10 protein-coding genes are annotated in these 13237 nt (G+C 46.5%); 4 read left to right on the top strand and 6 right to left on the bottom strand.

What is annotated here, in order from left to right; translation table 11 throughout:
* The 3 genes from QUB13_RS28435 to QUB13_RS28425 form a co-directional block, all read right to left on the bottom strand.
* On the bottom strand, positions 1-490 hold a 490-nt coding region (locus tag QUB13_RS28435; protein WP_333387943.1), incomplete at its 3' end, for a hypothetical protein.
* Between the two features lie 373 nt (positions 491-863).
* Positions 864-1889: an ABC transporter permease gene (locus QUB13_RS28430; protein WP_333387940.1), complete on the bottom strand. Its 1026-nt coding sequence runs from the start codon at positions 1887-1889 to the stop codon at positions 864-866.
* A 381-nt stretch (positions 1890-2270) separates the two neighbouring features.
* Complete coding sequence (locus tag QUB13_RS28425) at positions 2271-2615, bottom strand: hypothetical protein (RefSeq protein WP_194010863.1); 345 nt, start codon at positions 2613-2615, stop codon at positions 2271-2273.
* A 633-nt stretch (positions 2616-3248) separates the two neighbouring features.
* Between QUB13_RS28425 and QUB13_RS28420 the strand changes: the two genes are divergently transcribed.
* Positions 3249-6653, top strand: a complete 3405-nt coding sequence (locus QUB13_RS28420) for a PAS domain S-box protein (protein ID WP_333387938.1) — start codon at positions 3249-3251, stop codon at positions 6651-6653.
* Positions 6654-7016: 363 nt separating this feature from the next.
* Here QUB13_RS28420 and QUB13_RS28415 read toward each other — a convergent pair whose 3' ends face one another.
* Together QUB13_RS28415 and QUB13_RS28410 are read right to left on the bottom strand one after the other, a co-directional pair.
* Complete coding sequence (locus QUB13_RS28415; protein ID WP_194065758.1) at positions 7017-8084, bottom strand: ABC transporter permease; 1068 nt, start codon at positions 8082-8084, stop codon at positions 7017-7019.
* A 311-nt stretch (positions 8085-8395) separates the two neighbouring features.
* Positions 8396-9529: an AI-2E family transporter gene (locus QUB13_RS28410; RefSeq protein WP_333387934.1), complete on the bottom strand. Its 1134-nt coding sequence runs from the start codon at positions 9527-9529 to the stop codon at positions 8396-8398.
* Between the two features lie 101 nt (positions 9530-9630).
* Between QUB13_RS28410 and QUB13_RS28405 the strand changes: the two genes are divergently transcribed.
* Complete coding sequence (locus tag QUB13_RS28405; protein ID WP_333086877.1) at positions 9631-9777, top strand: hypothetical protein; 147 nt, start codon at positions 9631-9633, stop codon at positions 9775-9777.
* Between the two features lie 134 nt (positions 9778-9911).
* Entirely contained in the window at positions 9912-11705 is a 1794-nt protein-coding gene (locus QUB13_RS28400) for an efflux RND transporter periplasmic adaptor subunit (RefSeq protein WP_333387931.1), read from the top strand.
* A 188-nt stretch (positions 11706-11893) separates the two neighbouring features.
* Here QUB13_RS28400 and QUB13_RS28395 read toward each other — a convergent pair whose 3' ends face one another.
* Positions 11894-12016: a hypothetical protein gene (locus QUB13_RS28395; RefSeq protein WP_333387927.1), complete on the bottom strand. Its 123-nt coding sequence runs from the start codon at positions 12014-12016 to the stop codon at positions 11894-11896.
* A 1-nt stretch (position 12017) separates the two neighbouring features.
* Between QUB13_RS28395 and QUB13_RS28390 the strand changes: the two genes are divergently transcribed.
* Positions 12018-13237 (top strand): efflux RND transporter permease subunit (locus QUB13_RS28390; protein WP_333387924.1); only part of this gene is annotated, 1220 nt, incomplete at its 3' end.

The following is a 13237-nucleotide window of genomic DNA, read 5'->3' as shown; positions in this document are numbered from 1 at the left end:
TGATATTCGGCGAAGTTCCCGGATTGAGATTGTTGGGAGTGATATTCGGCGAAGTTCCCGGATTGAGATTGTTGGGAGTGATATTCGGCGAAGTTCCCGGATTGAGATTGTTGGGATTGGCGGGATTGGCGGGATTGGCGGGATTTGCACTCCCAGGAGTAGTTATGGGAGTGCCCACAGCATCTCTGGTGACGCTGTTGGGGTTCGGGGCTGCAGCCGGATTAGTTACGTTGCGGTTATTTGCAGGATCATTGGCGGGGTTGCCGGCTACAGGAGCCGTATTTTGGGGCTCGGCGTTGGTGCCGCACAATCTGACTAAATCAAAAGTTGTGCCGCTTGGGGTTTCGATGAAGCAAACCGGCACGTTTACTCGGGGGTTTGAGGCTCTGGGAAAGTCGCCTGCGTCCACTATCGGGCGGCTAAAGGCAGCTTCAGCCATTAGTGGGGTCAAAGCAGCCGATAGAGCGACGGTTATTTGTAATAATTTCATCAGCTTTTCCTCAAATTTTGCTTTATTATTCCTCTAGTATTGCCGATCGACTGCAAAGTGTCCTGAGTCTAAAAGCCGATATTTTCGATCGCTGTTTCTGAGGTGGCTGATTTTGGCTGCAACATTTGGCGCACGCAGAAAAATGATTCGGCGGTTGAAACCGCCAGAAAGTCAAACAAAGATGATCCGGCGGTTGAAACGCGGAAGAGTCAAACAAAGTTGATAAAGATGATCCGGCGGTTGAAACCGCGTCTACAGAAACAAAGTCGGCCTGCGCCGACTGGTTCATAAATGGTATCCAAAACCCGGATTTGGTATGACAACTAACAACTAACTACTAACCACTGACCACTGACAACTAACAACTGACTATTTAGTACCGAATGCGCGGGTCAACGGCAGCGTTCAAAACATCAATTACAATGCTAGCAATTACCACAATCCCAGCAAAAAATACCACAATACCTTGAACAGTTGGATAATCCCGCAAACTAATCGCTTCGTAAAGGCGATTTGCCAGCCCCGGCCACGAAAAAGTAACCTCGGTTAAAATAGCGCCGCCCAACAGTGCAGCAAAAGTCAATCCTAAGACAGTAATCACCGGAATTAGCGCATTTTTCAGAGCGTGAGCCCATAAAATCTGCAATTCAGGAATGCCGCGAGCTCGGGCTGCTTCCACATAATCTGCTTGCAAAGTTTGCTTGAGATTCACCCTGACAATTCGCTCAAAAATGCCGCTCAAAAGAATGCCCAGCGTCAAACTCGGAAGTGCCAAATAATGCAAACTGGTGAGAAACTGACCCGGGTTAGCGCTCAGGATACTGTCTACAGTGTAAAGTCCCGTGTAGCTTTGGGGGGCTGGGAATGTCACCGGAAAGCGGGTTCCCAAGGGAAACCAGCCCAACTGCACCGCGAAAATCAACTGCAAAACCATGCCAGCCCAAAAAGCCGGCAGCGAGTAAGTGATAATGCCAAACAAACGGCCTGCTGCATCGAAAATAGTGTTGGGGCGGGATGCTGCTAGGGAACCGATACTGATACCGACAATTAAAGCTATGGCCATGCTACAAACTGCTAATTCCACTGTAGCGGGGAAATAATCTCCGATAATTTGCCAGACGGTTTGTCCGCGAGTGGTGATGGAGGTTCCCAAGTCTAAGCCCAACAAGTCTTTCATGTATTTAAGATATTGTTCCCACAGGGGTGCGTCGAGGCCGAGTTGGGTTCGCATTGCTGCTTTGGCGGCGGCGGGAGCTCGCGAACCGAGAATTGCGTCTATGGGGTCGCCCGGAGTGGCCCGCAGCAGCAAAAATACTGCTGTGGTGATTGTCCACAACATTAGCGGTGCTAGGAGTAAGCGGACAAAAATATAAGATTGCAGGGCTTTTGAACGAGACATAATATTTGGGAATTGGGAATTGGGAATTGGGAATTGGGAATTGGGAATTGGTTATTGGTTATTGGTTGGCTATTAGTTGGCTATTAGTTATTGGTTGTCGTTGTTGGTTGTGGGTTATTAGCTATTGGCTATTAGTTGTTGGTTATTAGTAGTTAGTTGTCAATAGAAGTTGGTAATTTAGCATAGTTCCTTCCTTTTGCCTGATGACGTTGGAGGTTCGATCGGGGGATCGCTAATAACTAGCAACCAATAACTAGCAACCAATAACTGGCAACCAATAACAACTAACCAATAACCAATAACAACTAACCAATAACCAATAACAACTAACCAACAACTAATGACTAATGACTAATGACTTCTTACCCATTACCGATTTTCCTATTCGCCCAGCAGCGATTCAAATGCGGCTTGTAAAGACTTGATGTCGCCTACTCTGGCAACTAACAAGTTTTCGCTGCCGGCATCCTGCAACCTGTCCTTCCAATACTGGATGCTCTCGGAGTTGTGAAACCAGAAACTAATTACGGTGTCTACGACTCGATCGACATCCCAGCCGCGATAGGGAGAAACTATCTCTACGGATGCCACAAAAGAATCGAGAGTGCACTTCCGGTTTCCCAAGTATTCTACACCGGACGGTTGCTGTTGTTGCAGCAATTCCTGCTGCTGGTTAAAAAATGATAAAGTTGGAGATACGCCCAGGATTTCAAATGTATAGTTCATGTCATCCTCCAGAAGTATTATTTTGCTAAAATGTCGTAGCGGAGCGGGGCGCAAGCGATCGTCCGTTTGTCAACTGTCAACAGTCTACTCTCAACTGTTCAACCTCTTTTGGCGCGATCGGGATTTTGCCAGCTTATTTTATTAATAGCAAATTTTTTAACAGGGGATTGTCAAATAACTTACATTTGTGATGGCTTGGTATAAAAATTTAGAATCAATTTTTTATTCAGCAGGGACAAGGCTGGCGTTCGCCACCCGGAGTAAATGAGAGAATTGTAGATTTTATACAATTTGAGGTTTGAGGTTAAATAATAATTGGGACTGATTGATGAATTAAGGGCTCGAAGGTTGCCTGCAGTTGTATTATGTTTAATCGGGTGTGAGTTTTGGGCGCTGTGTCCCCGATCGCGATCGGCGAATTCACACAAGTAGTGGCACAATTAATATTATAATTTTTTACAGTAGCTGTTGAAACCTCAACCAAGTTTTGAGCGGCAAGCTACGGCACCTCACTATTGGTGTGCAACTTGATAATTTATAATATCTAGGGCATCTTTTAATCGACAAACGATACGCAAACCTGGTAAGTGCAAGAATATTGATGTTATTGAAAATTCTGAGCAGTGTTGTCTGATGAAAAGCTCGCCCAAGATGTCACTGAGCCTAGTTTTGTTGATACCCCTGGTGGTACAAATCTCCGTAGCAGTCGGCGTAACGGGATGGCTGTCGTTTCGCAACAGCCAGAAAACCGTCAATAACCTTGCTACTAGGTTGAGCTTGGAAGTCGCAGCCCGGACGAAAGAAAATTTCCGCAGTTTTGGGGATGTGTCTCACCTGTTTCTGCAAATGAATACTGCTGCGATCGCTTCGGGAAACTTAAACCCGGAAGATTTCCCCAATTTAGAGCGCTATTTGTGGAACCAGACCAAGCTGAGCGATCGAACTACAACCATCTACTACGGCGACGAACAGGGCAGATTTCTCTTGCTCAAACGCGAAGCAGAAGACTTAGTATACATCAGAGACGAATCAACCGCTCCCAACCGCCAAATTTATCGCCTGGACAGCCAGGGAAATCGCACAGAACTAATCCAAACCGCCCCCTACGACCCCCGTACAAGACCCTGGTACACAACTGCCAAACAGTCAGGAAAAGCCAGTTGGTCTCCGATCTACGTCTTCACAGCAGCGCCCGTTCTGGGGATTACTCCGGTGATGCCCATCTACAACCAAACGGGCAGCCTGCAAGGAGTTCTGGCAATTGACCTGACTCTTTCTCAAATCAGCGATTTTCTCAAAAGAATCAAAATTAGCCCGTCGGGACAAGTTTTTGCGATCGAACGCAGCGGGGAAATAGTCGCCAGTTCCACGGACGAACTGCCCTTTGTCACCACCAAAGACGGACAAAAACGGCTGTTGGCGACACAAAGCAAAAATTTGCTCATTCGATCGGCATCCACATACTTGCAAAAACAATTTGGCAGTTTTACACAAATTAGCAGCCAAGGACAGTTTACCTTCGATCTAGACGGCAAACGTCAATTCATTACGGTTGCTCCCCTGCAAGACGGCCGCGGCCTCGATTGGCTGATCGTAGTGGTCATCCCGGAAGCAGACTTTATGGAGCAAATTAACGCCAACACTCGCACAACTATCTTATTGTGCTTTTTTGCCTTCATATTGGCGATCGCCCTAGGAATCTTCACCTCTCGCTGGGTTGTCCAACCGATCACCCGATTGCTAGAAGCTTCCAAAGCATTAACAAAAATGTCCGAATCCTCCGACTTCACATCCTCGGAATTAGACGGCGAAGTCGAAGTCAAAGGCATCAACGAACTCGGTCTTTTAGCTCAGTCTTTCAACCAGATGGCCAGACAATTGCGATCGTCTTTTGTCGCCCTAGAACAAACCAACTCCAGTTTAGAACAGCGAGTAGCAGAGCGGACTGCCGAACTCGCAGCCACCGAAGCAGAATTGCGGGCTTTGTTTGCAGCCATGAACGAATTAATTATAGTTTTGGACTCCACCGGCCGCTACTTGAAAATCGCGCCCACAAATATGTCTCTGCTATACAAACCAGCCGAAGAATTAGTAGGCAAAACAATCGGAGAAACGTTTCCGCAAGCTACAGCAGACTACTTTTTAAACCACATCCGAGTAGCTTTAGATACTCAGCAAACAGTCAGCATCGAATACGATTTAACCATTGATGAACGCGAAGTTTGTTTTGCCGGCAGTATTTCGCCGCTCTCAGAAGCATCAGTAATTTGGGTAGCCCGCGACATTACCGAAAAAAAGCGAGCCGAATCCCTGCGGCGGATGAGACAAAAACAATTGCTCACACAAAATACGGTTTTGGTAGAATTAGCCAGAAATAAAGTGCTATATCGAGGCAATTTGCAAGTAGCTTTGAGGCAAATCACCGAAGCTGCGGCTCGTACCTTAAATGCACAAGGAGCAGGAGCTTGGTTGTACGATGAGGGCCGCTCGAAACTGCAATGTCTCGACCAATTTTGGTGCAGCAACCAGCAGCACTCCCAGGGTGTGGAACTCGCTGCAGCAGACTATCCAGCTTATTTTAAAGCTTTGGAAGAATACCGGACGATCGCAGCCGACAACGCTCTCTCAGATATCAGAACTAGAGAATTAGCGACATCTTATTTTGCCGAAAACGGCACTACATCCACCTTAGATGCGCCGGTGCGACTGGGAGGCCAAACAGTCGGAGTTATCTGTATCGAACAGGTGGGAAGTGTTCGCAACTGGACAGTAGAAGAGCAAAATTTTGCTGCTTCCCTGGCAGATTTGGTATCATTGGCGATCGAAGCTAGCGATCGCGATCGAACACAAAACGCACTGCGTCAAGCAGAACAAAAATACCGCAGCATCTTTGAAAACGCAGTCGAAGGCATTTTTCAAACAACCCCAGAAGGCCGATTCTTAAGCGTCAACCCAGCTTTAGCCCGCATCTACGGCTACGCAACTCCCGAAGAATTGACATCAAATCTCACAAATATTAGACAGCAAGCTTACGTCAATCCTCAGCAGCGCCAGAAGTTTATGCAAGTGATGCAAGAATTCGGACAAATATCAGGATTTGAGTCAGAAGTGTACCGCGTTGACGGCAGCATCATTTGGATTTCTGAAAGCGCCCGCGCAGTGTGCAGCGCCGACGGTGAGGTACTCTACTACGAAGGCAGCGTCGAGGATATTAGCGATCGCAAAGTCTTTGAAAACGCCTTGCAAGTCGCCCTAGAAGCAGCCGAAGCCGCCTCCACCGCAAAAAGCGCATTTTTAGCAAACATGAGCCACGAACTGCGAACACCCCTCAATGCCATCATCGGATACAGCGAAATGCTCCAAGAAGAAACCGCAGAATTGGGCTACGACGAACTCACCCCAGACTTAGACAAAATCCGCACATCCGGCCGACACTTGCTATCACTAATCAACGACATTCTCGACATCTCTAAAATCGAAGCCGGCCGCATGGATCTTTACTTAGAAACCTTCGACATCGCCGCCTTGATTGAAGAAGTCGCCGACACCGCCACCCCACTAATTGAAAAAAACGGCAACACTCTCAACCTGCACCAAATTAGCAATATCGGCACTATGCACGGTGACATTACCAAAGTGCGACAGATTTTATTAAACTTGCTGAGCAATGCCGCCAAATTCACTAAAAACGGTACAATTACCCTCACCGCCAGCCGAGAAACCGCTGACAACATCAGCGAAGCAATACCAGAAAACAGTTCTGAACCCCCGGCAAATTCTCCAGCATCAAATCCCTGTAAAGAATTTTTAGTTTTTAATTGTACAGATACAGGAATTGGCATGAATCCAGACCAATTGCAGCAGATTTTCCAACCCTTTACCCAAGCAGACGCTTCTACCACCCGCAAGTACGGCGGCACCGGTTTGGGACTAGCAATCAGCCAGCGTTTTTGCTTAATGATGGGCGGCAATATTTCAGTAAAAAGTCAGGAAGGTGTGGGTTCTACTTTTACGATCCGCTTACCTCTCAATACTTAAATAATTGGTTATTGGTTATTTGTTATTGGTTATTTGTTATTGGTTGTTGGTTATTTGTTATTTGTTATTGGTTATTGATTAGTGGTTATTGGTCATTAATATAATTCCGTAGGGCGCGTTCACAAACAATCTTTCCTTCACATCCCAAATATTAATAAACCCGCCCCCACACCGCGAATTATCTAGATAAACCTTGATAATTAAGATTATTTCGATTCATTATTGGGGCGGAGGCGGGTTTTGATATTATTTGTTTTGAGGCGATTATGGTCGGAAAATCCGCCCCTACAAATATTTGATTTTCCAATTACCAATTACCAATTACCAATTACCAATTACCAATTACCAATTACCAATTACCAATTACCTTTGAATGCTTCTCGGATCGAGAGCATCCCGCAACCCATCCCCCAATAAATTGAACGCCAAAACAGTCAAAATAATCAGTGTCGCCGGAGGCCAAACTAACCAAGGCTGCAACACTAAAATTGAAGCATTCGTAGACAGAGATAGCAAATTTCCCCAAGAAGGATCGGGTTGTTGAATTCCCAAACCAATTAAACTCAAAACCGACTCCGCCACAATAAAACCCGGAACCGACAAAGTAGCAGAAATAATGACATAGGTTGCAGTTTGTGGCAAAACGTGGCGGACAATAATATAAATTGGATTCGCGCCCATTGCGCGCGCCGCTTGCACGAATTCTCGTTGTTTTATTGACAGTACCTGACCGCGAATCACCCGCGCTAAACTCGCCCAACTGATAAATGAAGTAATCAGCACAATCAATATAAATCGCTGAGCGCTGGTTAAGCCTGGGGGGAGCACTGCTGCTAGCGCTACTAATAAATAAAGACCGGGAATCGTCATCAATACTTCGGCGAATCGCATTAATATACTGTCAATCCAACTGCCGAAATAACCGGATATTCCTCCGATCAACAATCCCAAGGGGAAAGAAATTGCTATACCAACTAAACCGATGCTGAGGCTAATTCGGCTACCATGTACTAGGCGGCTGAATTGATCGCGAGCTTGTTCATCTGTGCCTAAAATATTGATTTTGGCTTGGCCGGTAGTTCCAAATAAGTGGATATTTAAAGGTAAAATCCCTAAAAACTTATAGGGAGAACCTTTGACAAACAAACCGACAGCAGAGGGTTTTTGCCAGTCTACAATTAGCTCGCGAGCGCCCGTATTCACGTCTACTGGGCCCTGAGTGGTCGGATAAACGTGAGGCCCGATAAATCGCCCGTCTTTGGTGCTTAAATGAATCTGGGTCGGCGGCAACAATGAACCGTTTAATTGAGAGTCGTAGGGGTCGTAGGGGGCCACAAATTCGGCGAAAAATGCGACTGTATAAAAAAATAATAATACCACTGCTCCCAGTCGAGCCAGAGGATTTTGCCTAAGATTTTGCCACCATTTCATAAGTTTTAGGTTTGAGATTTTAAGTTGGTTCGTAGTGAGGACTTTAGTCCTTTTTAAAAGGTTCGTAGTCAGGACTTTAGGGCTTATTGAAAAGTTCGTAGTCAGGACTTTAGTGCTTCTTAAGAAACGAAGATTTTATAACTTAAACATCTGCCAAAATCCTATGTTTTCAGAAGCTGCAAGGTAAAGATAAAGAGAGGCAGAGCCTCCGGGTCTGCATTACCAGGCAGAGCCTGGTAACGAGCAATAACGAGCAAACGAGCTGACTGATAAAAACTTTACGGACAGAATTTTTTACTACGAACCTTAGACTATTTTTCTTCATCGGCAACCAAAATTAGTTGAGTTTCACGATCCGTTGTTTGACTCAATTCCTCGCCGTTAAAAGGATTGTAGAAAAACGAGCCTGTTTGCGGAGGCAATTTGGGATTGAGTAAGATTTCTACTATACTTTTGACAACGCCAGTTAGGGGAATGGCCAGGATAACTCCTAACAATCCTCCTACTCTACCTCCTAAGAGTAAAGCTGTGAAAATAATTACTGGACTCAATCCGGTGAGATTCCCCATGATTCGGGGGGCGACTAAATTGTCTTTGATTTGCTGGAGACCGATCGCCACTGCCAACACTTGCAGCGCCAGCCACCAATCGATAAATGCTACAATTATAGTAACCGCTCCAATGCCAAGCGTCGCTCCGATAAACGGAATTATTTCCATCAATCCGATAAACACGGCAAACAACAGAAAAAACGGAACTTGCAGCCACGAAAAAGCGAGAGTTAGTGCGATCGCCATAAAGAGTCCCAGTAGCAACTGTCCAGAGACAAATCGTTGGAGGTTTCGCTGCAAAGTTTCGGTTAACACATAGCGAATATCTGGGGAAAAAATGCTGGTCAAACCCTGCCACACTCTTTTACCGTCTAAGAGCATATAAAATGAAATTACCAGGATAAAGATTAAGTCGATAAACCAGTTAAAAGTACCTACGACTAAACCTAAACTTGTACTTGCGATCGCCTGTACTTGCTCCTGTACTTTCGCCGATAACTGCTGCTCCAATATTTGCACGTCAAAGGGCAAATTGCGATCGGCACTCCATGTTTGAAATTCACCTAACTGCTGCCGCGCCGACTCCAGCAAGTCCGGGAATCTTACCCCTAACTGACTCGCTTGGGTGAACACAGGCGGTACAATAGTTAAACCAATTACTAATACTAGCAAACCCGCAACTAAATAAACGAGCGCAGCAGCTACTCCCCGTGGCAAAAATACTTGAAGTCTTGCTACTGCATAATTTAATAAGAATGCAATCAGTCCGGCTGTCACTAAAATGCTGACCAGTTCCCCAACATAACTGATCGCAGTTAGGGTAAACCATCCCGTTACTAGCACTAGCAACCAAGTAATTAGCAACTGTTGGACGGGAGAAAAAACACTGTTCATTATGATTTTTGTCAATTAAACTGGTACAACTTTTGAGCCGATGTGCCTGATTTTAGCAATAATTCGTTCAAAATTAGGCTTAATTCTGTGAGGATCAGTTGGTGACGAGAAAATTGTTTTGCTACAGACAGGGCTGGCCCGATCGCCCGCAGGCCCCAAATCACGCTAATAATACTCGGCGAGGAACCCTGGGCGAATTAAATGTCGATCGCAACTCTCCGGCGATCGATCGGCCAGCAGTCAAGTGAAATCGCCTCACACTCACCCAAAAGGAGGACGCGACATTACTAGCGCCCTCGGCTAAAATAAACTAGATCTAAAAATTGCAATCTTTCTTTACAATATAAAAAACCAAAGGTTCAAACCGGCGGGAGGAACTACAGTGACCAATCAAGTTTTTTCAGAAGCGGAAGAAAAGCAACCGCTTCTCCCCGTAAAGAGCGGGCGCGACAGAAATTCAATAGCCGATGCGCCTGAAAGTGGAGTTTCAGACCGATCTAGCTGGCACTTTTCCGGTGAGGAAGATGAACGAGAAAGATCCCTAGAAGTTCCAGAAGATGGGGAACAATCAGAACTTGGGGAACCAGAAGAGCCGGAAATTGGGCCCAGCAAAAAAATCAGGTGGCCGACGGTGTTGGTGGGCGCGGGGATTGGCGTAGCTGCAACTCTGCTAGCAGTACACTTGACGGCTGGCCAGAAGAGCGCGAAACCGGCGGCTACAGCCCCAGCGGCGGCTACAGCCCCAGCGGCTCAAACGGTGACAGTCGCGCCTGTGAAATCGGCCGATGTGGCTCAAACTCTCGAAGCGACGGGGACTGTGGCCCCCTACGATTTGCTGCCGGTATTGCCGCAAACCAACGGTTTGCAAATCCAGCAGGTTTTGGTGAAAGAAGGGGATGCGGTAGAAAAAGGTCAGGTAATGGCGATTTTGGATGATTCGGTGGTGCGATCGCAAATTGCCGCAGCGGTGGCTAAAGGACAATCGGCCGATTCTACAGTAGACCAAGCGCAAGCTCAGGTGCAGCAAGCTCAATCAAGCCAAAAAGAAGCCCAAGCCGGTGTCGAACAAGCTCAAGCTGGCGTGGAAAAAGCCGTCGCTGACTTAGCGCAAGTTAAAACAGGTGTCGGCCAAGCCCAAGCCGGTGTCGAACAAGCTAAAGCTGGCGTGAATCAAGCTAAAGCGGGAATTGCTTCGGCCGAGGCTAAGTTAACTCAAGCTCAAAGAGAAGTAGATCGTTTTTCCAATTTGGCGGCGCAGGGAGTAATTAGCCAGCAAGATTTGGAACAGCGTAAAACCGAGCGAGAAACTGCTGTTCAAGATGTAAACAAGGCTAAGGCCGATTTGAATAAAGCTTTGGAAGAACAGAACAAAGCAGCGGAAGAAGTGCGATCGGCTAAAGCTAAAGTAGCTAATGGCGAAGCTAATATCAGTACGGCGCAAGCGGCCCTCAGTAGTGCCCGCGCTAAGGTGAATACGGCGGCCGCAACTGTCAGCAGCGCTAGAGCAAACGTGGGGAACAACGCAGCAAGTGTCCGCAGCAATGACGCCGAAATCCAACAGTTAGAAACTCAACTCTCACAAACGATCGTCCGAGCACCGGACAGCGGTATTGTTGCTGAAAGAATTGGTCGTGTTGGGGATGTTTCTTCGGGGAGTCAAAAACTATTTTCGATTATTCGCGGAAACAAGCTAGAACTGCAATTGAAAGTGCCGGAAACTCAGATTTCGCAAGTGCAGCCGGGAACAGCCGTGCAGATTACTTCAGATTCTGACAAGCGGATTAAGTTGTCGGGAACTGTGCGAGAGATTTCGCCGTTAGTTGACCCGCAAAATCGCCAAGCTACGGTGAAAATTGATTTGCCGCCAAGCGATTTTTTGCGATCGGGAATGTTTTTGCGCGCCTCGATTTCGACGGCGACGGAGCAAGGTTTGAAAGTTCCTGCTAAGGCTATTTTACCGCAGTCTGACGGCAGTTCTATTGTTTACAAACTTGTGGGCGAGGATAAGGTGCAGGCTCAGAATGTGGTAGTTGGGGAGATTACTGGAGGGGCGGTTGGCGATTTGACGAAAGCTCAGGTTGAGATTAAAAAAGGGTTGAAAGCGGGCGATCGCGTAGTTATTGCTGGGGCTGGTTATCTGAAGGATGGCGATCGGGTAAAAGTAGTCAGTCAGTAGTCAGTAGTCAGCAGTCAGCAGTCAGCAGTCATTGGTAATTGAAAGTCTGGTAAAACAAACATAATTTCTGTAGGGCGGGTTCACCAAAGATATTTGTGGGTAACAAACAATCTTGATAAACCCGCCCTGACAAACCAGATGTTTTGGGGCGTTTGTGTACGCAGGATTTGTGGTTGGGTGGGGCGGGTTTATATTAATTTTCGGTACTCATCAAAGATTGTTGGTGAAATCGCCCCTACGAAAATTGCTCTCGAATATCTGGTTGTCAATTCCCAATTCCCAATTCCCAATTCCCAATTCCCAATTCCCATTATGTCTTTCAATATTTCGGCTTGGTCGATTAAACAGCCTGTCCCTACGATTGTTCTATTCTTAATTTTAACAATCGGGGGTTTAGTATCATTTCCCGTTTTAGGCATTGATGATTCACCTAATATCGATATCCCTTCTGTTTCGATATCTGTCAGCCAACCGGGGGCAGATCCAGCAGAACTTGAATCTCAAGTTACGAAAAAAGTAGAAGATGCTGTGGCGGGTTTGGGGAATATTGACCACATTATTTCTACTGTTAATGATGGTTCTTCTAATACGACAGTTAACTTTTTGTTGGGCACAAATAGCGATCGCGCTACAAATGATGTCCGAAATGCGATCGCCCAAATTCGCCAAAACTTGCCGCAAGATATTAATGATCCCGTTGTCAAGCGGGTGGAATTTGCCGGCAGTTCAATTATGTCCTACGCCGTGGTTTCCGATCGCCAAACCGTAGAACAGTTAAGCGAATTAATCGACCAAAACATCAGCCGTGTCCTCCTATCCGTTAAAGGTGTCGCTCAAGTGCAGCGAATCGGAGGCAGAGACAAGGATGTTCGAGTTGATTTAAACCCGGAATTACTGCAAAGTCTCGGCATTACAGCTACCCAAGTTAACGACCAAATTCGCAATTTTAATATCAATCTTCCCGGTGGCAGAACTGAAATCGGCAATTCCGAGCAAACAGTCCGCACCCTCGGCAGTGCCAAAACTATCGAACAGTTGAAAGCTTATCAAATTACTTTACCCAAAGGCGGTTTTGTGCCGCTTTCGAGTTTGGGACAAGTTGACGAAGGCTATGCAGAAGCGCGTCAGGGCGCGCGGCTAAACAACAAACCCGTGGTGGCTTTTTCTATCCTCCGCAGCACCGGCAGCACTCTCGTGACTGTGGAAGAAGCAGTACGGGAAGCTGTCAAGAAAATGGAAAAAACTTTGCCGCCGGATGTGAAGCTGGAACTTATTTATACTTTAGCAGACCACATCCGAGATTCTTATCAAGCTTCTGTGGATGCTTTAATTTTGGGGGCGGCTTTAGCGATTATTACTATTTTTATTTTTCTGCGGGATTGGCGGGCAACTTTGATTGCTGCTGTGGCTTTGCCGCTGTCGGTAATTCCTACTTTTGCTGTGCTGAGGATGGTGGGATATACGCTTAACAGCATGACTTTGTTGGCGCTGTCGCTGGTGGTTGGCATATTAGTTGATGATGCGATCGTCGA

Source organism: Microcoleus sp. B4-D4 (assembly GCF_036705185.1).
In the GTDB taxonomy this organism is placed as follows: domain Bacteria; phylum Cyanobacteriota; class Cyanobacteriia; order Cyanobacteriales; family Microcoleaceae; genus Microcoleus.
Note: the sequence above shows the minus strand (reverse complement) of the source record. Positions and strands in the feature narration are given on the sequence as shown.

What these genes read in the sequence shown, in the direction of transcription:
- QUB13_RS28430 (WP_333387940.1), bottom strand. Translation starts at nt 1,889, where the DNA reads ATGTCTCGTTCAAAAGCCCTGCAATCTTATATTTTTGTCCGCTTACTC.
- QUB13_RS28425 (WP_194010863.1), bottom strand. Translation starts at nt 2,615, where the DNA reads ATGAACTATACATTTGAAATCCTGGGCGTATCTCCAACTTTATCATTT.
- QUB13_RS28420 (WP_333387938.1), top strand. Translation starts at nt 3,249, where the DNA reads ATGAAAAGCTCGCCCAAGATGTCACTGAGCCTAGTTTTGTTGATACCC.
- QUB13_RS28415 (WP_194065758.1), bottom strand. Translation starts at nt 8,084, where the DNA reads ATGAAATGGTGGCAAAATCTTAGGCAAAATCCTCTGGCTCGACTGGGA.
- QUB13_RS28410 (WP_333387934.1), bottom strand. Translation starts at nt 9,529, where the DNA reads ATGAACAGTGTTTTTTCTCCCGTCCAACAGTTGCTAATTACTTGGTTG.
- QUB13_RS28395 (WP_333387927.1), bottom strand. Translation starts at nt 12,016, where the DNA reads ATGGGAATTGGGAATTGGGAATTGGGAATTGGGAATTGGGAATTGACA.